Origin of the sequence: Pseudomonas sp. B21-056 (genome assembly GCF_026016325.1) — a bacterium.
GTDB lineage: Bacteria > Pseudomonadota > Gammaproteobacteria > Pseudomonadales > Pseudomonadaceae > Aquipseudomonas.
The window spans coordinates 4,426,328-4,450,793 of sequence record NZ_CP087203.1 but is presented as its reverse complement, the minus strand read 5'-3'; the positions used below and the strand labels follow the sequence as shown (position 1 = coordinate 4,450,793).

Here is a 24,466-nt window from a genome sequence, read left to right as displayed (position 1 = left end):
ACTGTCAGACCTGACAGGTGGCCTGGCCTGTCGCTTGTGCAAGAGTCCGCTGCAGCATGGCATCGGCGTTGTTTGTATTCATCTGGGGAGTTGCCTTGAAAGACGTGTTGATCGTGGATGACCACCCTGTCATACGGGGGGCATTGCGGCTGATTTGCCAGAGCGAGGGGTTTACCCGGATCAGGGACGCCAATGGCGTGCTCGATGCCAGGGCGCTGCTCAAGGGGAGTACGCCGGAACTGGTAATTCTGGACCTGGTGATGAATGGCTTCGATGGCCTGGATCTGCTGGTCTGGATCATGGCCCAGTACCCCGAGTGCGGTGTGCTGGTATTCACCTCCCAGGATGCGCAACACTTCTGCAACCGCTGCATCTCGGCCGGAGCCAGGGGCTTCGTGACCAAGAAAAGCGACCTGAAGGAGCTGACCAAGGCTATTCATGCCTTGAAGTCCGGTTATTCCTATTTCCCCCAGATGCCCGTCAGGCTGGATTTCCAGCAGCGCACCGAACAGCAGGCATTGGAAAGCCTTTCCACCCGCGAGCTATCCATTCTGCGAATGCTGTCCATGGGCATGCGTGGCAAGGATGTCGCTGAATCCTTGTACCTGAGCCCGAAGACCGTCAGCACCTACAAGACCCGGCTGCTGGAAAAGCTCGGCCTGAAGACGCTGGTGGGCTTGTCGGATTTCGCCAAGCGCAATCACTTGTAAGCTCCGGCGGGCCTGGGGTTATGTGAGCGCTGACAGGCCTCTTCGCGAGCAGGCTCGCTCCCACAGGAGAATGCATTTCAATGGTGGGAGCGAGCCTGCTCGCGATGAACGATAACGCCATCCTCCGGTCCCTGATTGTTCTCCAGATAGAACACTAAAGCCGACTTTCGCAGTCTAGTGCATCAACGGTCTCGGTTTTAAGCTGTGTCCATCGAATCGCAACACCTGATCGGGAGACGCAGCATGAAAAAGATCATTGGCCTCTACACCAGCCCATCACCCCATTGGGTCGGCGACGGCTTCCCGGTGCGCACGCTGTTTTCCTACGACAACCTGGGCAAGCACATCAGCCCGTTCCTGCTGCTGGACCACGCTGCACCCAGCGAATTCGCCCCTACCAGCCAGCGTCGCGGTGTCGGCCAGCACCCGCATCGGGGTTTCGAAACCGTGACCATCGTCTACCAGGGCGAGCTGGAACACCGGGACTCCACCGGCAGCGGCGGCAAGATCGGCCCGGGCGACGTGCAATGGATGACCGCCGCTTCCGGGATCATCCATGAAGAGTTCCATTCCGAAGCCTTCGCCCGCCAGGGCGGGTTCATGGAAATGGTCCAGCTGTGGGTCAATCTGCCCGCCAAGGACAAGATGGCCCCGGCCGGCTACCAGACGCTGCTCAAGGGAGACATTCCGAACATTGAACTCAAGGACGACGCCGGCAGTCTGCGCCTGATCGCCGGGACCTTCGAAGGGCAACAAGGCCCGGCCAGGACCTTCACGCCCATCGATGTCTGGGATATCCGCCTGAACGCCGGCAAGAACCTGACCCTCGACCTGCACGAAGGCCGCAACACGGCATTGGTGGTGCTGCATGGCACGGTGCAGGCCAACGGTCACGAGCGAATCGAAGCGGGGCAACTGGCCCTGTTCGACCGGGCCGGCGACCAGTTGACCCTGCAGGCCAATAACGACGCGGTGGTGTTGCTGCTCAGCGGCGAGCCCATCGACGAGCCCATCGTCGGCCATGGCCCGTTCGTGATGAACAGCGAGCAGGAAATCCACCAGGCCTTCAACGATTTCCACTCCGGGCATTTTGGCCGGATGGATGATTGATCGCTGTTCCCTGTTCCCTGTTCCCTGTTCCCTGTTCCCTGTGGGAGCGAGCTTGCTCGCGATAGCGGTCTGCCAGTCGATAATGCATTGACTGTCCTGCCATCATCGCGAGCAAGCTCGCTCCCACAGGGATTTGTGTGCCAATCTTCTCGCCAATAGCCTTCCCGGAGCTGTCCCCCATGCTGTCTCTGATCATCGATCACCCGCTGCTCTGCGCCCTGGTGCTGCTTGTGCTCGACATGCTGTTGTGGCGACTGGTCAGTGCGCAGCGGACCTATTGGAAAATCGGCGGGCGACTGGTGATTTTTTCGTTGTTCAGCATGCTGCTGTTCAATGAAGGCCTCAACCCCATGGAGCCGGCGCAGTGGGTTGACGATGTGCCGCGGCACCTGGCGGCCACCGGTTTGCAGATCGCCTGGTGGCTGTTCGCCGCACGGACCCTGACGGTGCTGATCGGCGCGGTGATGATGCAGCGGGTCGGCCATACCGGGCGGCTGCTGCAGGATCTGCTCGGCGCGGTGATTTTCCTGATCGCCGTGATTGCCGCGCTGGCCTACGTTCTGGATCTGCCGGTCAAGGGCGTGCTGGCGACGTCCGGGGCGATGGCGATCATCGTCGGCCTGGCCTTGCAAAGCACCCTCAGCGACGTGTTCTCCGGCATCGTGCTCAATACCACCAAGCCCTATCAGCTCGATGACTGGATCTCCATCGACGGCACCGAGGGCCGGGTCACCGACATCGACTGGCGCGCCACGCGGTTGCAGACCGCCCAGGGCAGCATGGCGGTGATTCCCAACTCACTGGCGGCCAAGGCCAAGGTCATCAACTTCAGCCGGCCCAGCGATGTCCACGGGTTGTCCATCAGCGTTCAGATCAGTCCACACGCCCGGCCTCAAAAGGTGATCGAGGCGTTGGAGCGCGCCATGATCGGCTGTCGCGCCTTGCTCGCCGTACCGGCCCCTTGCGTCACGCTGAAAAGCTCCGGCAGCGCCGGGGCGGAATACGAAATCAGCGGTTTCGTCGCCACCCGGAGCCAGAAACGCGAGGTGCGCAACCAACTGTTCGACCTGGCCTTCCGGCACCTGCGGGCGTCGGGGATCAGTCTGCTGTCCGACAGCGAAAGCGCCTCCGCCAGCGGTTCGTCGCGGCCTCGTGCGTTGCTGGACAGCTCGAGCATTTTCTCCACCTTGCGCCAGGAAGAAAAAGACACCTTCAGCCAGAACATGACCCTGCAGACATTCCGTGCGGGCGACATGATTCTGCCGGCCGGCGAGGTCAGCGATCATCTGTTCATCATCGAATCCGGGGTGGTCAGCGTGACCATGCTGCGCAACGGCCAGGTATTGGAAGGCGGGCGCATGGGGCCGGGGGAAGTGATAGGCGAAGCCGGCATCATTTCCGACCTGGCCGCACTGGCGAACTTTTCGGCCAAGACGTTCTGCACCCTGTATCGCATCGAGAAGGACTACCTCAAACCCTGCCTCGATGCCCGGCATGACATCAACGACGCCATGAAAAACCTGTTGGATGTGCGGATGAACCTCGCCCAGAACCTGATCCGCGAAGCCCCCAAGCCCGTGGCCAAGAAGCGTTTCCTGCAATGGCTGCGCAACCGGGCCTGAATAACGTAGCCATTGGTCACTCGAACTTCTCAATAATTGGCTATTTGTACCGCGCCAGCCTGGGGCTAACGTAGCGCTACACCCAATGTTCTGGAGCAGACCATGCAACCGCGTATCGATTTCTACACCGCTTCCCCTGACGCCTTCAAAGCCATGCTGGCCCTGGAAACCGCCGTCACGAAACTGGGCCTGGAAAAATCCCTGCTCGAACTGGTCAAGCTGCGCTCCTCGCAAATCAACGGCTGCGCCTTCTGCATCGACATGCACACCGCCGATGCCCGCAAGGACGGCGAAACGGAGCGTCGCCTGTACGCCGTGACCGCCTGGCGCGAAGCCCCATTCTTCACCCCTCGCGAGCGCGCCGCGCTGGCCTGGACCGAAGCCCTGACCCGCCTGAGCGACACCCATGCGCCGGACGCCGACTATGAAGTGCTGAACCAGCATTTCACCCCCAAGGAAATGGTCGACCTGACCGTCGCCATCAACGCCATCAATGGCTGGAACCGCCTGGCGGTGGGTTTCCGCAAGATGCCTGAGGCGTGAAGCGTCCAGATAGACGCTCGGAATAAACTGTGGGAGCGAGCCTGCTCGCGAAGCGGTGTATCAGACGACCTCTATAGCGTCTGACACTACGCCTTCGCGAGCAGGCTCGCTCCCACATGGGTTTCCGGTGACCGTAAGCCTCAAGTTCGCCACAAAACCTGTGGCCCCCCGACACCGCAAGCCGTTTGCTTTGCATGAATGGGAAATATTACTATTCACATCCCGTTCCCGCAGCGCGCCGTAATGACCCTCAAGTTGCCCCGCAAACCCGGCTTTTTCGAGCATTACGAAGAGTTGATCGGGACCTGGACCCGGCGCCTGCGCAATCGCGAACAGGCCGAGGATCTGGCTCACGACACCTTCGTGCGGGTGCTTGAGGCCAATTCGACCGGAGTCGAGCAGCCACGGGCCTATCTGCACCAGACGGCGCGTAACATTGCAGTGGATGGCTATCGGCGCGAAGATCGACGGGGCGCCATGGAGGAGGCGGTCGACCACAGTCAGTCGTTTTCCAGCGACCCGGAGCATTTCATGCACGCGATCCAGCTGGCGGACTCCATCGAGCGGGCGCTTGCCGAGCTGCCGGCCAACTGCCGCACCGTGTTCGTCTGGCAGAAGATCGAAGGCCTGACCCAGGCGGAAATCGCCGAGCGCCTGGGCCTGTCAAAGAACATGGTGGAAAAGTATATGATCCGCACCCTGCGGCATCTGCGTGATCGCCTGGACGGTGATCAATGACCCGTCATCTTCCACCTGAATCCGGCCACCCCCCAGGACCCTCCATGATGGATAGCCGTGAATGCCCGTGCGGGCGGGACAGGGTTCGCGACGATGCTGCGCAATGGTTCGTGCGCTTGCAAGCCCCGGCCATGGATGTCGAAGAGCGCCAGCATTTTCAACTCTGGCTGGACGAGCACCCCACCCATCGCGACGAAATCCAATTGTTGCAGGGTATCTGGAGCGCCACCGACCTGGTGCCCAAAGAACGCCTGCGAGCGCTGTGCGAACGGCCCGCCGAGCGGCCGAAGCGCCGGCCCCTGCTGCGTTATGCAGTGGCCGCCGGGCTGCTCGCGGTGGCGGTCGGCTTGGGCTTGTTCAGCGGCCTGGGTTCCTCCACCGATTACACGGCGGAATTTGCCACGGCCCTGGGCGAGCGCCGGCACATCGCCTTGCCGGACGGCTCGGTGGTCGACCTCAACAGCCGCAGCCGGGTGCGGATTCAATTTGCCCATCATCAACGGCGGGTGGAACTGGTCGAAGGCGAGGCCTTGTTCAGCGTCGAACACGACGCCGGTCGGCCATTCACCGTGGAAGCGGGTAACGGCCAGGTGACGGTGACCGGCACGCGCTTCGACGTGCGCCGCGATCCCGACACCACCCGGGTGGCGGTGGAGCGGGGCAGCGTCAAGGTCCAGGGGCGCGATGCGCCGCGGGCCCAGTTTGTCAGTCTTACGGCGGGTCTTGGTACCCGGATCGATGCCCAAGGCCAGGTCGCTGCGCCTTATGCGATCAACGCCGATGAACTCACTGCCTGGCGTAACGGCAAGCTGGTGTTCAACAACGCGCCGCTGCGGGACGTGGTTGAAGAAGTCTCCCGTTACCGCGCCAAACCCTTGCGGGTCGGCAGTGCGGCGATAGGTGACCTGCGGCTGACCAGCGTGTTCCGCGCCGACAACCCCGAAGCGCTGATCAAGGCCTTGCCGAACATCCTGCCGGTGGCCGTTCGAACCCTGGACGACGGCAGCCAGGAAATAATTGCGCGATAGATTCAGGTTTTTTCCGAGTTCTTCGTCTTCTTGTCCAACTGCAACTGGTTTGCATTAACAGACGCGTATTCTTGCGATTCGACAGGACAAGGTTCGACGTGAAAACCCCCGCTAAAAACAACAACCGCATCGCTGCACACTGGCTGCCGCTGGCCTTGACCCTGGCCGTCGGCGCCACGTTGCCCCAGGCTTTCGCCGATCAGGTCGCCACCGCCATTCATATCCAGGCGCAGCCGCTGGGCCAGGCCTTGAGCCAGCTCGGGCAGCAGACCTCGCTACAGGTGTTCTTCAGCCCCGAACTGGTGGCTGGCAAGCAGGCCCCGGCCGTGGACGGCAACCTGTCGCCGGAAGCGGCCTTGCGCCAACTGCTGCAGGGCAGCGGGTTGCAGTACCAACTCGATCAAGGTTCGGTGACCGTGCTGCCGGCACCATCGGCCTCCGCCGCTGGCCCGATGGAACTGGGGGCTACCGAGATCCAGGTGGTGGGCGACTGGCTCGGCGATGCCAACGCCGAGGTGGTGCAGAACCACCCCGGCGCGCGCACGGTGATCCGTCGTGAAGCGATGCAGGAGCAGGGCGCCATGAATGTTGGCGATGTGCTTCGTCGGGTGCCGGGTGTGCAGGTGCAGGACGCCAACGGCACCGGTGGCAGCGACATCGCCCTGAACGTCGGCGTGCGCGGCCTTACCTCGCGGCTGTCGCCCCGCTCCACGGTGCTGATCGACGGCGTGCCCGCGGCGTTTGCGCCTTATGGCCAGCCGCAACTGTCCATGGCGCCGATCTCTTCAGGCAACCTGGACAGCATCGACGTGGTGCGCGGCGCCGGCTCCGTGCGTTACGGGCCGCAGAACGTCGGCGGGGTGATCAACTTCGTGACCCGCGCCATCCCGGAAAAAGCCACCGGTGAAATCGGCACGACCCTGGAAACGTCCCAGCGCGGCGGCTGGAAGCACATCGACACGGCGTTCCTCGGTGGCACCGCGGATAACGGTTTGGGCGTCGCGCTGTTGTATTCAGGCGTCAACGGCAACGGTTATCGCCAGAGCAACAATGGCAACGACATCGATGACGTCCTCCTCAAGACCCATTGGGCGCCCACCGACGTGGATGATTTCTCGCTGAACCTGCATTACTACGACGCCAAGGCCGACATGCCCGGCGGGCTGACCCAGGCGCAATACGACGCCGACCCGTACCAGTCCGACCGCGACTGGGACAACTTCAGCGGCCGGCGCAAGGACATTTCCTTCAAGTGGATCCGGGAAATAAGCGACCGCACCCAGGCCGAAGTGCTGACCTATTACTCCGACAGCTACCGTGGCAGCACCATTGCCGCCCGGGACCAGCGCACCCTGGTGTCCTACCCGCGCACCTATTACACCTTCGGCATCGAGCCCCGGGTGTCCCATGTATTCGACCTGGGTGCCACCACCCAAGAGGCCAGTGTGGGTTATCGCTACCTCAAGGAAGGCATGCACGAAGAAGCCAGTCGCCTGGCACTGCGCGATAACCAGCCGGTGGTGCGTCCGGGCTCCGACGGCCACGTCTATCAGGATCGCACCGGCGGCACCGAGGCTCACGCGATCTATGTCGATGACAAGATCGACGTCGGCAGATGGACCATCACCCCGGGCCTCCGCTTCGAAAGCATCAGCACGCAATGGCACGACCGCCCGGTGCTCGACACTGCCGGCCGGCCGGTGCAGGAGAAACGTCGCAGCATCGACAGCAATGAGCCGCTGCCGGCCCTGAGCGTGATGTACCACCTGTCCGATGCCTGGAAGCTGTTCGCCAACTACGAGACGTCGTTCGGCAGCCTGCAGTATTTCCAACTCGGCCAGGGCGGCGATGGCAACAACACCGCCAACGGCCTGAGCCCGGAGAAGGCCAAGACCTACGAGATCGGTACGCGCTATAACGATGACGTATGGGGCGGGGAGGTGACGCTGTTCTACATCGACTTCGACGATGAGCTGCAATACATCAGCAACGACGTGGGCTGGACCAACATGGGCGCCACCAAGCACCAGGGCCTGGAAGCTTCGGTGCATTACGACATGGCCGCGCTGGACCCGCGCCTCGAAGGCTTGAGCGCCACTGCCGGTTTCACCTACACCCGGGCCACCTATGAAGGTGAGATCCCGAGTTTCAAGGGACGTGACCTGCCGTTCTATTCCCGTCAGGTGGCGAACGTGGGGTTGCGCTATGACGTCAATCGCTGGACCTACAACCTCGATGCCTTTGCCCAGTCCAAGCAGCGCTCACCGGGCAACAGCGTGAACGCCGATGGCAGCTTCAGCGGCAACTACATCACCGACGGCAGTGCCGACGGGCAGTTCGGCGACATGCCGGGTTACGTGCTGTGGAACGTGCGCGCCGGTTATGACTTCGGTGAGCAACTGTCGAACCTGAAGCTCGGCGCCGGGGTGAAGAACCTGTTCGATCATCAGTACTACACCCGTTCCAGCGACAACAACTCGGGGATCTATGCTGGTGCACCGCGTACGTTCTTTGTGCAGGCCAGTGTGGGGTTTTGATCGAAGCTGAATGCTTCACACATACCCTTGTGGCGAGGGGATTTATCCCCGCTGGGCTGTGTAGGAGCTGGCGAAGCCTGCGATCTTTTGATCTTGTTCTTCCACTCGAGATTCAACTGACAGTGGAGAGATCGCAGCCTCGCTTCGCTCGACAGCTCCTACAGCCGCAATCCAGCGGGGGGGGGGGGCGACGTTTTGCAGAATCCCCTCGCCACAAGGGTTCCGGGAGCATTCAGACTTTCAGGATCTTTCCGCTGATCGCCACCACCACCAGCGACAACGCCAGCAGCCCGAAGGCCACGCTCAGGCTGCTGCCATGGGCCACGAACCCGATCAGCGCCGGGCCGGCGAGGATGCCGGCGTAGCCGATGGTGGTGATGGCGGGTACGGCAATCGCTTCGGGCATCAGGGTCTGTTTGCCGACGGCGGTGTACAGCACCGGCACGATGTTCGAACAGCCGGCCCCCACCAACGCGTAACCCAGCAGTGCCGCTTGCCACATCGGCGCCAGGGTCGCCAGCAGGAAGCCGACGGCAGCCGTGGTGCCGCCATAGATGATCACCCGTCGGGCGCCCAGGCGATGCACCACGGCATCGCCGGTCAGGCGGCCGACGGTCATGGTCAGTGCGAATGCGGCATAACCCAGCCCGGCGTAGGCCGTCTCGACCCCGCGTTCGGTGGTCAGGAACACCGCGCTCCAGTCCAGCACCGCGCCTTCGGCCAGGAACACGATGAAACACAGGATGCCGATAAACAACACGATGCCGTGGGGAACGGCGAACGCCGGGCCCGAGCTTTCACTGCCGTAGGGCAACAAGTGCGGCGCCGCCTTGAACAGCGCCACCAGCAGCAACCCATTGACCACCAGCGTCGCGCCCAGCGGCGACAGCCCGAGGCCGAGCAGGGCGCTCACGCCGGCCGCGCCGATGATTCCGCCAAGACTGAACATGCCGTGGAAGCCCGACATCATGGTCTTGCCACTGGCCCGCTCGACGATCACCGCTTGCAGGTTCACCGTCGAGTCCACCGTGCCGAGCCCGGCGCCGAACAGGAACAGCGCGGCCACCAACCAGGAAAACGTGCTCATCGTCGCCAGCAGCGGCAATGCCAGGCAGATCAGGAGCGTGCCACCGCTCATCACCCGCCGGCAGCCGAACCGCGCCGCCAATGCGCCGGAAATCGGCATCGCCAGGATCGATCCCACCCCCAGGCACAACAACAGCAGGCCGAGGGAGCCTTCATCCAGGTTCGCCCGTGCCTTGGCGTAAGGCACCAGCGGCGCCCAGGCGGCGATGCCGACGCCGGCGATGAGATAGGCGATGCGGGTGGACATTTGTTCCAGGCGTCCGGGGACAAAGGTGGGTGGGGGCGTGATGGCGGTCATGAATCGTCCTTGGTTTTGCAATGCGGTGATGCGGGTGGGAGCCCTATGCTGGCATATCCACTGACCTCAAGGCGACCTCAAGGTGCCACCGCGGTGTCTGCGCCGCGAGCAGGCTTTGCTCCCAAAGGGTTGGACGGCATACAGTGGCGGCCCTTGCTGGTTGATGGCGGATCAGGTTCATGACGCAGTTCTATGATGCACGCGGCAATATCTATGGTGTCGTTTCACCGCAACAGGTCCGTGCCCTGGGTATTGACCTGCCGCCATCGGCCGCGCTGGCCGCACAAGCCCGTGAGTCCTGGGCAACGGCTGCCGTGCATGGGTTCTGCGCCTGGGCGCCGGGTGAGCAGCCAGTGGGCGCCAAGGCGCATCGCAGCGATGGTCTGCTGATCGGCCCGTTCCAGAGCGAACCACCCTTCGATGTGTTGATCGTCAACACCGACGGCACCCTGGCCGAGCGCAGTGGCAACGGCTTGACGATTTTCTCCCAGGCCCTGCAAGAGCAAGGCTTGATGCCGAGGGAGAGCGATTGTGTGTTGCAGGTTCATCACGCCAAGCACGCAGGTTCGTCACCGCTGCAAACGTCGGTGCGTGCCGCCGGGTTCGAGGGCGCGCAAGGCTTCTGGCTGGACCTTGGACAGCCGCTGTTCGGGCCTCGAGCCGTTGCTGCCCAGGAGACGCAAAGCGTGCGCTTCAATCAGCGCGAAGTCAGTCGAGTGGCAGCGCTTCAGGCATTGAACCCGGCCTGGGGCAACAGTCAGTTCGTGAGTATGGGCAATCCCCATTGCGTGACGCTGGTGGACAGCGCCGATGCGCTGCCGAGCAATACCCAGATGCGCGATTCGGCACTCTCCCAGCGCCTGACCCGCATCGCTTATACCGCGCCCGCTGGCGCCGGGATTCCGTGCCCGGCGGGAGTGAACCTGCAATGGGCCTGGCGCGAGGCCGAAGGGCGGATCGCTGCCCGGGTGTTTGAACGGGGCGAAGGGCCGACCGCTTCTTCCGGCACCAGCGCCAGTGCCGTGGCCAGCGCTGCGTGGCGGGTGGGCTGGGTGAAGGCGGGGCCGGTAAGTGTGGTGATGCCGGGGGGGACGGCGCCGATCCTGCTGACAGAAGTGGGTGGGGAGTTGGTGCGGGTCAGTTTGTTTGGGACGGCGCGGCTTCTTTAGCGCGCTGCGGTGCGGCTGATGACGCTATCGCGAGCAGGCTCGCTCCCACAGGGGGCAGCGGCGGACACAAAAAGTATGCCCGCCGAAGATCCAATGTGGGAGCGAGCCTGCTCGCGATAGCTTCGGGCCAGCTACCTCACGGTCAACGGACAGACCGCTATCGTCGGCTCGCTCAGCCCAACTGCGGCCCGAACTCCACCACCGGCATCTGCCGCTTCATCAGCACTTCACCGTTGCGAATCGAGCACAGCGGCAACCCCTGGCTGCGGATCACTTCGTAGTCGCTGTCGGCCGAGAGGATCAACAGGTTCGCCGGACGCCCGGGTTCCAGCCCGTAGCGCTCGCCCAGGGCCATGGCCTTGGCGCTGTTGTCGGTGACCAGGTCGAGGGCGCTTTGCAGGTTGCGGTAGCCGAGCATGTGGCAGATGTGCAACCCGGCTTCCAGTACCCGCAGGATGTTGCCGTTGCCCAGGGGATACCACGGGTCGACGATGGAGTCCTGGCCGAAACACACGTTCATCCCGGCTTCGAGCAGTTCATTGACCCGGGTGACCCCACGGCGTTTGGGAAAGGTGTCGAAGCGTCCCTGCAAGTGGATGCTTTCGGTGGGGCAGGAGACGAAGCTGATCCCCGAGTGCCCGAGCAGGCGAAACAGCTTGGCGCAGTAGGCGTTGTCGTAGGAGCCCATCGCCGTGGTGTGGCTGGCGGTGACCCGGGCGCCCATGTCGCGGCTGCGGGCTTCTTCGGCCAGCACTTCGAGAAAGCGCGAATGCGGATCGTCGGTTTCGTCGCAATGCACATCCACCAGGCAGCCGGTGCGTTCGGCCAGGTCCATCAGGAACTTCACCGAGCTGACACCCTGGTCGCGGGTGTACTCGAAGTGCGGAATGCCGCCCACCACGTCGGCACCCATGCGGATCGCTTCTTCCATCAGCTCGCGGCCGTTGCGGTAGGACTCGATGCCTTCCTGGGGAAACGCGACGATCTGCATGTCGATCAGATGACGACTTTGCTCGCGCACTTCCAGCATGGCCTTGAGGGCGGTGAGTGCGGGGTCGGTGACGTCGACGTGGGTGCGCACGTGCTGGATGCCATGGGCAGCGAGGGCCTGGATGGTTTTCGTCGCGCGGGTCCGGGTGTCCTCCTCGGTGATGGTGGCCTTGCGTTCACCCCAGCACTCGATGCCTTCGAACAGCGTGCCGCTCATGTTCCAGCGCGGTTCGCCGGCGGTGAGGGTGGCGTCCAGGTGAATGTGCGGCTCGACGAAGGGCGGCACCACCAGGTTGCCGCCGGCGTCGAGGTCCTGCGGGCCGAGGCTGGGGGCTTCGGTCTGACGGGCGATGCTGGCGATCAGGCCATTTTCCAGGTGCAGTTCATGCAAGCCTTCGCGGTTGCGCAGGCGGGCGTTGATGATGTGCATCGGGCGAGTCCTTTTTATAGGTCTTGGAGTGGCGCGTCAGTGGTCCGGGTGCCCATTACGCCGATCAATAGCACATACGTTAGCGCGCCTGTGGCGATTCCTACCAGCGGTGCCACTGCGCAACACGTTGCAACCGGCCACCGTGAAGTAAACGAGTGATCGCGAGGTTATTTATAGACAATCCAGGCAATTGGGTGGGCGCAGGGAGTGAAAGTGGTGCGGGGGATGATTCAAGTTGGAACACGCTTCTCATTGTGATCGCCTATATCCCTGTGGGAGCGAGCCTGCTCGCGATGGCGGCGTATCAGTTGAAATGGATGTGGCTGACCCGGCGCCATCGCGAGCAGGCTCGCTCCCACAGGGTTGGGGGGATTCAGTTGGATGGGGGGAGTGACAAGAATCGCAGGACTGCCGCCACAATGGCTTCGGGCGCATCTTCCTGGACCAGATGCCCGGCGTTCGGCACGGGATGGAATTGCGCGCCTGGAATCAGTGAGTGCAGCGCCCGGCCGCGCTCGATGGGGATCCATTGGTCATCCTCGCCCCACAGTATCTGCGTCGGGCAGCGCACGCTCGAATACAGGCCTTCTGCCTCGCGGGTGTAACGCTCGTCCATTTGCGCAATCTGCCGATAGAACGCGGCCTGGCCGGTCTCGCCGAGCCACGGCTGCACGTAGGGCGCCAGTTCTGCCTCCGGGATGTCCCGCTTGATCGCGCCGCGGATATATGCCGGCACAATGGCGCGCTGAATGTAATCGGGCAGCCCGCTGAAGGCCGCTTCATGCCGGCGCACATGCTGGACGAAGGGTGAGCCCCAGGGCGACAGCGCCACCGGATCGATCAGCGTCAGGCTGCGGTAGTTTTTGCCATTGAGCAGGTGCGTGCGCAGGGCGGTGGCGCCGCCGAAGTTGTGGGCCACCACATCGGGGCGCTCCAGGCCCCAGTGTTCCAGCAGTTTGGCGAACAGTAGGTTCTGTACGCCGAGGGAGACATCGGCATCGGGTTGTGCGGATTGGCCGTAACCCAGCAGGTCGAAGTAGTGAACACGGTGGGTGGAAAAGAACAGCGGGGCGATTCGATGCCACACATAGGACGAGAAGGGCGTGCCGTGGACGAATACCAGTGGCGGGCCGTCACCGTGGATGGCGTAGCGAATGGTGTGTCCGTTGAAGCTGTATGCCTGATCCAGCGGCCAGTCGGTCATGGTCGATGCTCCACTGAAGAGGGTTCAGGGGATAGAGCATAGGCCATTGCGAGGGGGGTCATCTGTGGCGAGGGGATTTATCCCCGCTGGCGTGCGCAGCGCGCCCCAAAGATACGGAGCGAATTAATGCTGGGAATTTGGGGCTGCTTCGCAGCCCAGCGGGGCGGTGCGACGTTTCGCTAAATCCCCTCGCCACAAAAGCTCTGTTTCAAGATTGGGACTACGGCTTACTCGCCGTGATAAATGCAACCGCTGGTGCACGTCTCATGGATGCGGATGGCGCTGAGCTCCGGCAGCAACGGCTTGAGCTCGTTCCAGATCCACTTGGCGAGGACTTCGCTGGTGGGGTTCTCCAGGCCAGGAATGTCGTTGAGGTAGTTGTGGTCCAGGCGCTCGTAGAGTGGCTTGAAGATCGCCTTGATTTCCGAGAAGTCACGAATCCAGCCGGTGTGCGGATCGATGTCGCCGCTCAGGTGAATCGCCACCTTGAACGAGTGGCCGTGCAGGCGGCCGCATTTGTGGCCGTCCGGTACGTGGGGCAGGCGGTGGGCGGATTCGAAGGTGAATTCTTTGAAGATTTCCACAGGTTCAGGCTCTTTAAGGTAGCGGTCGCGAGGCAGGCGGCGGAGTTTATCAGTTTGGGCCCGGCGTTGCGCGCTCATGCTGACTAAAGGGTCAGCAAACGCTCGCCCAGCCCACCGTTGGCCGCCAGTTCCAGGAACTCGTCACCCAGTCGGCGGCTCTCGTCCATCGCCGTGCGCCAGTAGCTGCGGCGGCTGGCGTCATCGCCCATGAAACGCTTGAAGTCGTTGCGGTCCGGCAGCTTGCCGTAGGGCAGGCGAGCCAGGTATTCACGGGACGGCGCCAGCAACAGCACATCCTGCAGGCGTCCTGCGTTGCCACGGCGCCACGGCAGGCCTTTGTCGAACCAGCCGGGAATGACCCGGTCGGTGAAGTGCGGATACAGCACAATGTCGTCGCCGCTGTAGGGCAGGTCGAGGTGATAGTCCAGCAAGCCGCCGTCGCGGTAGGTGCCGGCCCCGGCTCCCGGCAGGTCGCGCACGCCTTCCATCACCATCGGGATCGAGCCCGAGGCCAGCAGCGCCTGGCGCAGATTGTCGGCCGCAAGCGGCACAAAGCGTGACGGAAAGTCATTCAAGGGATGCAGTGGCGGTGCCAGGCGCGGGTCGTGGACGATCAGCCGTTCGAAGTGCCGCGACAGCCGTGCACGGCCTCGCAGGTTGTCGGCGATCACCGACGACAGGCCCAGGCCCAACCGCCCGCGATGATCCTGCGCAAGCAAACCGTGGCTTTTGACTACCATGATGTTGAGCCGGTAATGCGGGTTGGCGAGGATCGTCGCGTCGCGGCCTTCGAGCAGGTCGTCGAGCATGCGTTGCGAACTCTGGCTGACCCCGGCCATGGTCACGCCTTTGGCGAAACTCTGCCCGTTGTACAAGCTGCCCAGGCGCCGGATCCCTTCGGCGGCATCCGGCAGGCAGGCACTGGCGAAGCGCCAGGAGCCGACGGAAGCGCCGATCAACGACCGTTCCCGCGGCGCGGCGGGCAGCCATTCCCCAAACAGCGCCAGGTCCAATCCCTGGATGCCCAGGGCCTTGGGACCACCCGCGGCGCCCGGCAGGATGCCGACGTCGGCCGCCTTGAGGCCGGCTGCGCGAATCCGCGCCAGGGCACGGGGGCCGGCCTTGAGGGTGAGGGCGGGGAACTTGATGTGGATGGCGGTCATACCGGTCTCTGGATTTGAACAAGCAAAAGATTATAGCGACACGAATCCCTTGTGGAAGCGAGCCTGCTCGCGATGGCGTCGGATCAGTTACATCAATTTCAACTGACACGCCGCCATCGCGAGCAGGCTCGCTCCCACAGGGCCCGGTCGTTGATCTGTGTTCCATGATGGCAATTCAGTTTCAGTTAAGTTCACCCGGCTACAGTCGCCCCGTGACGATTATAAAAAGGAGACAACCCTTGAACCGCCTGACTGCCTTTTTCATCGCAACCCTCATGGCATTGAGCACCTGCCTTGCTCACGCACGGGACCTCGGCCCCGACGAATCCCGAAAACTGCAAGACGCTGGTACCATTCAATCCTTTGAAAAACTCAATGCCGCCGCCCTGGCCAAACACCCCGGCGCCGCCGTGACCGATACCGAGCTGGAAGAAAAGTACGGCAAGTTCATCTATCAGGTGGAGCTGCGCGACACCCAGGGTATTGAATGGGATATGGAATTGGACGCCGTTACTGGCAAGGTGCTCAAGAATCATCAGGATATTTAATGAAGCTTAATCTCTGCGCCCGCAGTCGATGGCCGCTGGTGCTGCTGGCGTTTTGTTCGGTGGTCATGGCGCGGGACCTGGACCAGGACGAGGCCCTGCAACTGCGCCAGCAGGGCGTGATACTGCCGCTGGAGCAACTGCTGCAACAGGCGCTGGACCTGCACCCCGGCGCCAAGTTGCTGGAGGCCGAGCTGGAAGAGAAACACGGCGTCTATATTTACGAGGTCGAGCTGCTGGATACCGACGGCGTCGTGCGCGAACTGGACCTGGAGGCCGCATCCGGCCGCTTACTCAAAGATAAGGAAGACTGATGCGCCTGCTTCTGGTGGAAGATCACGTTCCCCTGGCCGATGAGCTGATGGCCGGGCTGACACGGCAAGGCTACGCCGTCGATTGGCTCGCCGACGGTCGCGACGCGGTGTATCAGGGCAGCAGCGAACCTTATGACCTGATCATCCTCGACCTTGGCCTGCCGGGCGTGCCGGGGCTCGAGGTGTTGGCCCAGTGGCGTGCCGGCGGTCTGAGCACCCCGGTGCTGATCCTCACCGCCCGCGGTTCCTGGGCCGAACGCATCGAGGGCCTCAAGGCCGGTGCCGACGATTACCTGACCAAGCCCTTTCATCCCGAGGAACTGCACCTGCGGGTCCAGGCGTTGCTGCGCCGCTCCCATGGCCAGGCCAACCAGCCGACGCTCCAGGCCGCCGGGCTGCATCTGGACGAGGGGCGGCAATGTGTGGTTCGCGACGGCGCGGACATCCAACTGACCGCCGCTGAATTTCGCCTGCTGCGCTATTTCATGCTTCACCCCGAGCAGATCCTTTCCAAGAGCCATCTCGCCGAACACTTGTATGACGGTGAAACCGAGCGTGATTCCAATGTGCTGGAAGTCCACGTCAATCACCTGCGACGCAAGCTGGGACGCAGCGTGATCGAAACCCGTCGCGGCCAGGGTTACCTGTTCGGCGGGCAGGCCCGGTGAGATCCATCCAGCGACGGCTGAGCCTGGGCCTGATCGGTGTGATGGTGGTGGTCGGGCTGGTCCTGGCGCAAACCAGCCTGTGGCTGTTCGAGCTGGGATTGCAGCGCTATCTGGAAGCCGGGTTGCGCAATGACAGCGAGAGTCTGCTGGTGGCCCTGGCGCGAGGCCCCCAGGGATTGCAACTGGATGAGCGGCGCTTGTCGCCGGCCTATCTGCGACCGTTCTCGGGGCATTATTTCCGCATCGATTTCGCCGACGTGCACTGGCGCTCCCGTTCCCTCTGGGACCAAGAACTGCCCCGGCTCGACCATCCGGGCCTGCACGCCAACCTGCAATTGGGGCCTGAAGGCCAGAAACTGCTGGTATTGCGCACTGACTACCGGCGCCTGGGCCAGGCGATTTCCATCAGCGTGGCCCAGGACTACACGCCCGTGCGCGACAGTTTCCTGCGCATGCAGCAGATTGGCCTCGGCCTCGGCCTGGCGGGGCTGTTGCTGGTCCTGTTGCTGCAACGGTTCACCGTGCGTCGCGCCTTGCGTCCGCTGGAAAAGGCCCGGGAGCAGATCGCGCAACTGCAGCGTGGGCAACGCTCGCAACTCGACGAACAAGTGCCCCTGGAGCTGGAGCCGCTGGTGGCGCAGATCAACCACTTGCTGGCCCATACCGAAGACAGCCTCAAGCGTTCGCGCAACGCCCTGGGCAATCTGGGCCATGCCCTGAAAACCCCGCTGGCGGTGCTGCAAAGCCTGGCCTCGAACGAAAAGCTCGACCCGTACCCCGAACTGCGCAAGTTGCTGCTCGAACAACTGGAGCAAGTGCGACAGCGCCTTAACCGCGAACTCAATCGCGCCCGCTTGGCCGGCGATGCCTTGCCCGGCGCGCAACTGGATTGCGATGCGGAACTGCCCGGTTTGCTGGCGACGTTGAACATGATCCACGGTGAGCACCTGCATTTGAGCTACGTGGCCTCGCCGGGCCAGCACCTGCCCTGGGATCGCGAAGACCTGCTGGAATTGCTGGGCAACCTGCTGGACAACGCCTGCAAATGGGCGGATGCCGAAGTGCGCCTGACTGTGACCGAGACGGCCGAAGCGTTCATCCTGGCGGTGGAAGACGACGGCCCGGGCATCCCCGAGGAGCGGCGCGACCAGGTGTTCAGCCGGGGCACGCGCCTGGACGAGCAAACCCATGGCCATGGCCTGGGGCTGGGTATCGTGCGGGATATCGTCGACACCTGGGGCGGTACGCTGGCCCTGCATGACAGCGAGTGGGGCGGGTTGAAAGTCCTGATCGAACTGCCCCGGCGCTGATCAAACACCCAATCCCCCTGTGGGAGCGAGCCTGCTCGCGATGGCGGTGTATCAGCTTGCATCAAGGTGACTGACCCGACGCCATCGCGAGCAGGCTCGCTCCCACAGGGGACTGCGGTGGTCTTGAATATTGCGAGCCCCTCAAAACCCGCCGCACGGCCCTTGCAGCCGGACGCCGCTTGCTGCAAAGTCCCCGCCTTTTTTCCGGTGGCTTTTCCACCGCTGTGCCTTGAGGTAACGATGATAAATGCAGTAATTGCCGCGGTTGGCATCATGCTGGTGCTCAGCCTGTCCCGCGTGCATGTGGTGATCGCGCTGATTATTGGCGCGTTGGTGGGTGGCCTGACCGGCGGCCTGGGCATCGAAGCGACGCTCAAGGCGTTCAATGCCGGCCTCGGTGGTGGTGCGACGGTGGCGTTGTCTTATGCCTTGCTGGGCGCCTTCGCGGTGGCGATTGCCAAGTCCGGCATGGCCCACGCCTTGGCCGACAAGGCCCTGGCCCTGGTGGACCGTCAGGACGCCGCCGGTGGCTCGGGCGTCAAATGGGTGCTGATCGGTTTGCTGGGAACGGTCGCTGTGGCTTCGCAGAACGTCCTGCCGATCCACATCGCCTTCATCCCGCTGCTGGTGCCACCGCTGCTTTATGTGCTGACCAAGCTGCAACTGGATCGCCGGCTGATCGCCTGCGTCATGACCTTCGGCCTGATCACCCCGTACATGTTCCTGCCCGTGGGGTTCGGCAATATCTTCCTCAATGAAATCCTGCTCGCCAACATCGCCCGCAGCGGCGTGGACGTCAGCGGTATCAACGTCACGCACGCCATGGGCATCCCGGCGTTGGGCATGGTCTTCGGCTTGCTGCTGTCGTTGTTCAGCTACCGCAGGAAGCGCGCCTACGACCTGAAGAAAATCGCCCGGGTCGAGCAGGTGGCGGTGCGCTACAACCCGATGAGCCTGATGGTGGCCGGGTTCGCGGTGGCAGCGGCGTTCGCGATCCAGTTGCTGGTGGATTCGATGATCATCGGTGCCCTGGTCGGCTTCCTGATTTTCTCGCTGTCGGGGGTGGTGCGCTGGCGCGAGACTGACGACCTGTTCACCGAAGGCATGAAGATGATGGCAATGATCGGCTTCATCATGATCGCCGCCTCGGGGTTTGCCGAGGTGATGAAGGCCACCGGTGAAGTCCAGAGCCTGGTGCAAACCTCGGCGGCCTGGATCGGCCACAGCAAGGGCGTCGGTGTGCTGATGATGTTGCTGGTGGGCCTGTTGGTGACCATGGGCATCGGCTCGTCGTTCTCCACCGTACCGATCCTGGCGACGATTTTCGTGCCGCTGTGCCTGCAACTGGGCTTCAGCCCGCTGGCGATCGTCTGCATCGTCGGCACCGCCGGCGCCCTGGGCGATGCCGGCTCGCCCGCCTCGGACTCGACCCTGGGCCCGACCTCCGGCCTGAACATCGACGGCCAGCACCACCATATCTGGGACACCGTGGTTCCGACCTTCATCCACTACAACCTGCCATTGCTGGCGTTTGGTTGGGTGGCGGCGATGGTGCTGTAGTTCGAAGACCGAGTCGCCTCCATCGCGAGCAGGCTCGCTCCCACATTGGAATGCATTTCCCTGTGGGAGCGAGCCTGCTCGCGATTGCTTTGATATTGCCCTACAGTTTTCCCCCGGCTTGCCGTTAACACAGCTAACCACGCCATAAAACCAACAAGAGTGACCAGCATGCGCCTGAGCCTGAAGGCTAAAGTCCTGTCCCTGGCAATACTGCCGGTATTGTTGTCTGCGGTGATCATCAGCCTGACCACGGCCTTCATCCTGCAGGAGCAGGCCGGTAAAGAGGTCCAGCAGACCCGCGAACGCCTGCTCGCCGACGCCAAGGCGACGTTGCAGAGCTACGTGGCGGTGGGCTTGACCGCCATCAAGCCGCTGTACGATGCTGCCGCTCCCGGTGATAACGCGGCGCGAGCCCAGGCCATCAAGCTGCTGTCGAACATCAGTTACGGCAAGGATGGTTACTTCTTCGGCTACGATTCCGAAACCGTGCGCCTGTTCAAGGCCAACAGCCCCGATGGCGTGGGCAAGAGTTTCAAGGAAAACCGCGACCCGAACGGTGTCTACGTCAACCGTGACCTGGTGAAAGTCGCCAAGGACGGGACCCACTACCTCGAATACAGCTCGCCATTGCCCAACAGCAAGGACCTGGTGCCCAAGCTCGGTTATACCGAATACCTGGCCAAGTGGGACATGGCGGTCGGCAGCTCGGTCAACCTGGACGGCATCGAAGCCCAGGTGGCGCTGGTGGAGGCCAAGGTCCATGAGCGTGTGCAAGGGGTGATCCTGAGCATTATCGGTATCGCCGCTGTGGTGTTGCTGGTGATTGCGGTGGTGGGGATTCTGCTGGCCAACACCATCCTGCGACCTTTGCACCTGATGAAAGAAAACCTCGACGACATCGCAGCGGGCGAGGGCGACCTGACCCGGCGCCTGGCAATCACCAGCCAGGACGAACTCGGCCAACTGGCCGGTTCGTTCAACCGTTTCGTCGACAAGATCCACGGCCTGGTGCGGCAGATCACCGACATGACCTCGCAACTGACCGGCCTGGTGACACAGGTTTCCGAGCAGGCCCAGCGTTCCGAGCAGGCCATGGAGCGTCAGCGCCACGAAACCGACCAGGTCGCCACGGCGATCAACGAGATGTCGTCCGCCGCCCAGGAAGTGGCTCGCAGCGCCCAGGGTGCAGCCGTCGCTGCCCAGCAGACCGACGAAGAAGGCCAATCCGCCAAGCGCGTGGTGGCCGGGAGCATCCAGCAGATTCATGCGCTGGTGAACGACATTCGTAGCAGTGGCGTGTCCCTGGACAGCCTGCAGCAGGACGTGGCCTCGATTGTCAGCGTACTCGGGGTGATCCGTTCGATTGCCGAGCAGACCAACCTGCTGGCCCTCAACGCGGCCATCGAGGCGGCGCGCGCCGGGGAAGCGGGACGCGGTTTCGCCGTGGTGGCCGATGAGGTGCGTGCCCTGGCCAGCCGGACCCAGCAGAGCACCCAGGAAATCCAGGGCATGATCGACCGCCTGCAATCGGGCACCCATGCGGCAGTGGAAGCGATGCGTCGTTCCAGTGAAGCCGGCGACGGCACCTCGGTCCGGGCCAACGAGGCGGGCGCGTCGCTGGACACCATGGCGCAGTTGATCGGCACCATCAACTCGATGAACGCCCAGATCGCCAGCGCCGCGGAAGAGCAGACCGCCGTGGCCGAGGAAATCAACCGCAGCGTGCATCAGATCGCCGTGGCAGTGGACAGCGTGGCCGACGAAACCCAACTCGGCGCCCAGACCTCCCGCAGCCTGAATGACCTGGGCCAGCGCCTGGGCAAACTGGTAGGGCAGTTCCGTATCTGACGGCCAGGAGCTGCCGAAGGCTGCGATCTTCCGCTTCCGATCCAGATGTCTTCGCCTGGGATACCAGGCCATATCGGGAAAGGAGGATCGCAGCCTTCGGCAGTTCCTGTTTTGATCCGGTGGTCGACACAGAACCCCTGTGGGAGCGAGCCTGCTCGCGAAGGCGGCTTCGCAGTCGACATCATCGCCAACTGATCCAGCGCTATCGCGAGCAGGCTCGCTCCCACAGGGGCAGCACCTGCGACCTCACGGCTTGCGCACATCCCGCATCAACAACCCGAACCGCAGATCCACCGCATCCGGAATCGACACGTACACCACATGCCCATCCCCCGGTGCGACGTCGATGCCCTGGCCTTTGGCGTTGTGCAATAGATGCAGGTCGAAGTGAAAGTTGCCCTTGGGCGTCATCAGCTCCATGTGGTCGCCCAGTTCGAAGCGGTTCTTGACCCGTACTTCGGCCAGGCGTTCGCGGCGTTCGCCAGTGAGTTCGCCGACGAACTGCTGGCGCTCCGACACTGAGCTGCCGTTCTGGTAGTTCTGATATTCATCGTGCACATGCCGGCGCAGGAAACCTTCGGTGTAGCCGCGCTGGGCCAGCGATTCCAGGTCGGTCATCAGGCTGCGGTCGAATTCCCGGCCGGCCACGGCGTCGTTGATCGCCCGGCGATACACCTGGGTGGTGCGCGCGCAGTAGAAATGCGACTTGGTCCGGCCTTCGATTTTCAGGGAATGCACGCCCATGCGGGTCAGCCGCTCCACATGCTGCACCGCCCGCAGATCCTTGGCATTCATGATGTAGGTGCCGTGCTCGTCCTCGAAGGCCGGCATGGATTCGTCCGGACGATTGTTCTCCTGGAGCAGGAAAACCTGGTCGGTGGGCGCGCCGAGACCCAGGGTGGGTTCGGGTTGATAGCTGTGCACGATGTCGCCCGTCGCGTTTTCCCGCGCCGGCTGGGCCGAGTATTTCCAGCGGCAGGCGTTGGTGCAACTGCCCTGGTTGGCGTCGCGCCGATTCAGGTAACCCGACAACAGGCAGCGCCCGGAATAGGCCATGCACAGGGCTCCATGGACGAACACTTCCAGCTCCATGGCCGGCACCTGCAGGCGGATCTCGGCGATTTCCTCCAGGGACAGTTCCCGGGAAAGAATGATCCGGCTCAGGCCTTGTTGCTGCCAGAACTCGACGCTCGCCCAGTTCACCGTGTTGGCCTGCACCGACAGATGGATCGGCATCTGCGGGAAGTGCCGGCGCACCAGCATGATCAGCCCCGGGTCGGACATGATCAGTGCATCGGGCGCCATGGCAATCACCGGTGCGAGGTCCTTGAGGAAGGTGCGCAGCTTGGCGTTGTGCGGCGCAATGTTCACCACCACGTAGAAGCGCTTGCCCATGGACTGGGCCTCGCGGATGCCCAGGGCCAGGTTGGCATGATCGAATTCATTGTTGCGCACCCGCAGGCTGTAGCGCGGCTGGCCGGCGTAGACCGCGTCGGCGCCGTAGGCAAAGGCATAGCGCATGTTTTTCAGGGTGCCGGCCGGGGCGAGCAGTTCGGGGGCTACGAGGGGCATGGTGGCGTCTGCTCGCAAAAAACGGCGAGGGTACGCCACGGCCGGCCAGGCGTTGTTGACCTGGATCAAAGGGGCAGGTGAACGCAACGGCACTCCGGCGAGTCCCGGCTGACTAACACTTACGAGCCAGTGACATGGAAAGCCAATGAACCGAAAGAGCCTGCAATACAAATCCCAGATTCTGTTGCTGATCCTGGTCAGCATCGCTTTCATCTGGATCCTGCTGCCGTTCTATGGCGCGGTCTTCTGGGCGATCATCCTTGGCATTGTCTTCGCGCCGATGCAGCACCGCCTGCAACTCAAATTCGGCTGGCCGCGCAACGTCACTTCGCTGTTCACATTAGGCATCTGCATGGTCATCGCGATCCTGCCGGTGATTGTCATCAGCACGTTGCTGGTCCAGGAAGGCGCGGCGTTGTACAAGAGCCTGGAAAGTGGCGAGCTGGACATCGCCGATTACCTGGCGCGGTTCAAGGACGCCTTGCCACCGTACTTCCAGCACCTGCTTGACCGTTTCGGCCTGGGCAACCTGAGCGGGCTGCGGGACAAGATCGTCAAGAGTGCCATGCAGGGCAGCGAGTTCTTCGCTACACAAGCCTTCAGCTTCGGCCAGGGGACGTTTCAGTTCCTGGTCAGTTTCTTTGTGATGCTATACCTGCTGTTCTTCTTCCTGCGCGACGGCGCGGAGTTGGCACGCAAGGTGCGCACGGCCATTCCCCTGGCGGAGTACCAGAAGCGTCGCCTGCAGTTGAAGTTCAATCGGGTGGTACGGGCGACGGTCAAGGGCAACCTGTTGGTTGCGATCACCCAAGGGGCGCTGGGTGGGCTGATCTTCTGGGTCCTGGGCATTTCAACGGTGTTGCCCTGGGCTGTGCTGATGGCCTTCCTGTCGCTGTTGCCGGCGGTGGGGGCGGGTATCGTCTGGGCGCCGGTGGCGGTGTATTTCCTGCTGTCCGGGGCGATCTGGCAGGGCGTCGTGCTGACGTTGTTCGGCGTGTTCGTGATCGGCCTGGTGGACAATCTCCTGCGCCCGATCCTGGTGGGCAAAGACACCAAGATGCCCGACTACATGGTGCTGGTCTCGACCCTGGGCGGCCTGGCGGTATTCGGCCTGAACGGGTTCGTGATCGGACCGCTGATCGCCGCCTTGTTCATTTCCTGCTGGGCCTTGTTTGTCGAAAGCGCGCCTCGGGTGAAATTGCCTTAGGCATTCAGCATGTAAGTGCCGATGCGCTGCGACAAGGCCTGGGCGGCGGGCAGTGAAGTCAACGGGCCGCTGATGGTCACCCCGTCCTGGACCAGATACCAGCAGGCCAACAGGCCGCGTGCCCGGAGTGCGGCGGGGACGGCGCTGCCAATGACAGACATGATTTGAATGTTGAGCATGGGAACCTCCATCAATCGATGGGGTTACCTTAAGACTCAGCCGGCAAGAGG

22 protein-coding genes and 1 pseudogene are annotated in these 24,466 nt (G+C 63.0%); 16 read left to right on the top strand and 7 right to left on the bottom strand.

What is annotated here, in order from left to right:
- Positions 1 to 95 precede the first annotated feature (95 nt).
- The 7 genes from LOY67_RS19065 to LOY67_RS19035 all read left to right on the top strand — a co-directional run bounded on the left by LOY67_RS19065 (position 96) and on the right by LOY67_RS19035 (position 8,288).
- A complete protein-coding gene (locus tag LOY67_RS19065; RefSeq protein WP_265063951.1) occupies positions 96 to 710 on the top strand; it encodes a response regulator transcription factor in 615 nt (204 codons plus the stop codon).
- A 243-nt stretch (positions 711 to 953) separates the two neighbouring features.
- Positions 954 to 1,820: a pirin family protein gene (locus LOY67_RS19060; RefSeq protein WP_265063950.1), complete on the top strand. Its 867-nt coding sequence runs from the start codon at positions 954 to 956 to the stop codon at positions 1,818 to 1,820.
- 179 nt (positions 1,821 to 1,999) lie between these two features.
- Complete coding sequence (locus LOY67_RS19055) at positions 2,000 to 3,442, top strand: mechanosensitive ion channel family protein (protein WP_265063949.1); 1,443 nt, start codon at positions 2,000 to 2,002, stop codon at positions 3,440 to 3,442.
- 102 nt (positions 3,443 to 3,544) lie between these two features.
- The gene (locus tag LOY67_RS19050; RefSeq protein ID WP_265063948.1) at positions 3,545 to 3,985 is read left to right on the top strand and encodes a carboxymuconolactone decarboxylase family protein; all 441 of its coding nucleotides are present in this window, start codon (positions 3,545 to 3,547) and stop codon (positions 3,983 to 3,985) included.
- Between the two features lie 243 nt (positions 3,986 to 4,228).
- Entirely contained in the window at positions 4,229 to 4,723 is a 495-nt protein-coding gene (locus LOY67_RS19045) for a sigma-70 family RNA polymerase sigma factor (protein ID WP_265063947.1), read from the top strand.
- A 44-nt stretch (positions 4,724 to 4,767) separates the two neighbouring features.
- Positions 4,768 to 5,751 (top strand): FecR family protein, encoded by a 984-nt coding sequence (locus LOY67_RS19040; protein ID WP_265063946.1) that lies wholly within the window; start codon positions 4,768 to 4,770, stop codon positions 5,749 to 5,751.
- Between the two features lie 98 nt (positions 5,752 to 5,849).
- Positions 5,850 to 8,288, top strand: a complete 2,439-nt coding sequence (locus LOY67_RS19035; protein WP_265063945.1) for a TonB-dependent siderophore receptor — start codon at positions 5,850 to 5,852, stop codon at positions 8,286 to 8,288.
- A gap of 232 nt (positions 8,289 to 8,520) precedes the next feature.
- Here LOY67_RS19035 and LOY67_RS19030 read toward each other — a convergent pair whose 3' ends face one another.
- Complete coding sequence (locus LOY67_RS19030; RefSeq protein WP_265063944.1) at positions 8,521 to 9,672, bottom strand: MFS transporter; 1,152 nt, start codon at positions 9,670 to 9,672, stop codon at positions 8,521 to 8,523.
- Between the two features lie 179 nt (positions 9,673 to 9,851).
- Here LOY67_RS19030 and LOY67_RS19025 point away from each other — a divergent pair, with 179 nt between their 5' ends.
- On the top strand, positions 9,852 to 10,841 hold the full coding sequence (locus LOY67_RS19025; protein WP_265063943.1) for a diaminopimelate epimerase: 990 nt from the start codon (positions 9,852 to 9,854) through the stop codon (positions 10,839 to 10,841).
- A 172-nt stretch (positions 10,842 to 11,013) separates the two neighbouring features.
- On the opposite strand, the gene codA is transcribed toward LOY67_RS19025, so the two are convergent.
- The 4 genes from codA to LOY67_RS19005 all read right to left on the bottom strand — a co-directional run bounded on the left by codA (position 11,014) and on the right by LOY67_RS19005 (position 15,212).
- On the bottom strand, positions 11,014 to 12,261 hold the full coding sequence (codA, locus tag LOY67_RS19020) for a cytosine deaminase (RefSeq protein ID WP_265063942.1): 1,248 nt from the start codon (positions 12,259 to 12,261) through the stop codon (positions 11,014 to 11,016).
- A 373-nt stretch (positions 12,262 to 12,634) separates the two neighbouring features.
- Complete coding sequence (locus tag LOY67_RS19015) at positions 12,635 to 13,465, bottom strand: alpha/beta fold hydrolase (protein WP_265063941.1); 831 nt, start codon at positions 13,463 to 13,465, stop codon at positions 12,635 to 12,637.
- 227 nt (positions 13,466 to 13,692) lie between these two features.
- Positions 13,693 to 14,049, bottom strand: coding sequence for a 6-carboxytetrahydropterin synthase QueD (queD, locus tag LOY67_RS19010; RefSeq protein WP_003203918.1), 357 nt, complete (start codon positions 14,047 to 14,049; stop codon positions 13,693 to 13,695).
- A gap of 83 nt (positions 14,050 to 14,132) precedes the next feature.
- Complete coding sequence (locus LOY67_RS19005) at positions 14,133 to 15,212, bottom strand: patatin-like phospholipase family protein (protein WP_265063940.1); 1,080 nt, start codon at positions 15,210 to 15,212, stop codon at positions 14,133 to 14,135.
- A gap of 239 nt (positions 15,213 to 15,451) precedes the next feature.
- Between LOY67_RS19005 and LOY67_RS19000 the strand changes: the two genes are divergently transcribed.
- From LOY67_RS19000 to LOY67_RS28620, 7 genes and pseudogenes are all read left to right on the top strand, one after another.
- Positions 15,452 to 15,760: a PepSY domain-containing protein gene (locus LOY67_RS19000; protein WP_265063939.1), complete on the top strand. Its 309-nt coding sequence runs from the start codon at positions 15,452 to 15,454 to the stop codon at positions 15,758 to 15,760.
- Entirely contained in the window at positions 15,760 to 16,071 is a 312-nt protein-coding gene (locus LOY67_RS18995) for a PepSY domain-containing protein (protein ID WP_265063938.1), read from the top strand. Before LOY67_RS19000 ends, LOY67_RS18995 begins: the two co-directional genes overlap by 1 nt.
- Positions 16,071 to 16,739, top strand: coding sequence for a response regulator transcription factor (locus tag LOY67_RS18990; RefSeq protein ID WP_265063937.1), 669 nt, complete (start codon positions 16,071 to 16,073; stop codon positions 16,737 to 16,739). Before LOY67_RS18995 ends, LOY67_RS18990 begins: the two co-directional genes overlap by 1 nt.
- Complete coding sequence (locus tag LOY67_RS18985; RefSeq protein ID WP_265063936.1) at positions 16,736 to 18,049, top strand: sensor histidine kinase; 1,314 nt, start codon at positions 16,736 to 16,738, stop codon at positions 18,047 to 18,049. The genes LOY67_RS18990 and LOY67_RS18985 overlap by 4 nt, the downstream gene beginning before the upstream one ends.
- Before the next feature lie 243 nt (positions 18,050 to 18,292).
- Positions 18,293 to 19,609 carry a Na+/H+ antiporter family protein gene (locus tag LOY67_RS18980; protein ID WP_265067786.1) on the top strand — a complete coding sequence of 439 codons (1,317 nt, stop codon included), beginning with the start codon at positions 18,293 to 18,295 and terminating at the stop codon, positions 19,607 to 19,609.
- A 168-nt stretch (positions 19,610 to 19,777) separates the two neighbouring features.
- Positions 19,778 to 20,599 (top strand): annotated as a pseudogene (locus LOY67_RS28625) (cache domain-containing protein); the annotation flags it as partial.
- 36 nt (positions 20,600 to 20,635) lie between these two features.
- A complete protein-coding gene (locus LOY67_RS28620; RefSeq protein WP_406822828.1) occupies positions 20,636 to 21,457 on the top strand; it encodes a methyl-accepting chemotaxis protein in 822 nt (273 codons plus the stop codon).
- Positions 21,458 to 21,703: 246 nt separating this feature from the next.
- Here LOY67_RS28620 and yegQ read toward each other — a convergent pair whose 3' ends face one another.
- Entirely contained in the window at positions 21,704 to 23,029 is a 1,326-nt protein-coding gene (gene yegQ, locus LOY67_RS18970) for a tRNA 5-hydroxyuridine modification protein YegQ (protein ID WP_265063934.1), read from the bottom strand.
- Positions 23,030 to 23,174: 145 nt separating this feature from the next.
- Between yegQ and LOY67_RS18965 the strand changes: the two genes are divergently transcribed.
- A complete protein-coding gene (locus tag LOY67_RS18965; RefSeq protein WP_265063933.1) occupies positions 23,175 to 24,236 on the top strand; it encodes an AI-2E family transporter in 1,062 nt (353 codons plus the stop codon).
- Here the strand turns inward: LOY67_RS18965 and LOY67_RS18960 are convergent.
- Positions 24,233 to 24,415, bottom strand: coding sequence for a hypothetical protein (locus tag LOY67_RS18960; protein WP_265063932.1), 183 nt, complete (start codon positions 24,413 to 24,415; stop codon positions 24,233 to 24,235). The genes LOY67_RS18965 and LOY67_RS18960 overlap by 4 nt on opposite strands.
- Positions 24,416 to 24,466 lie beyond the last annotated feature (51 nt).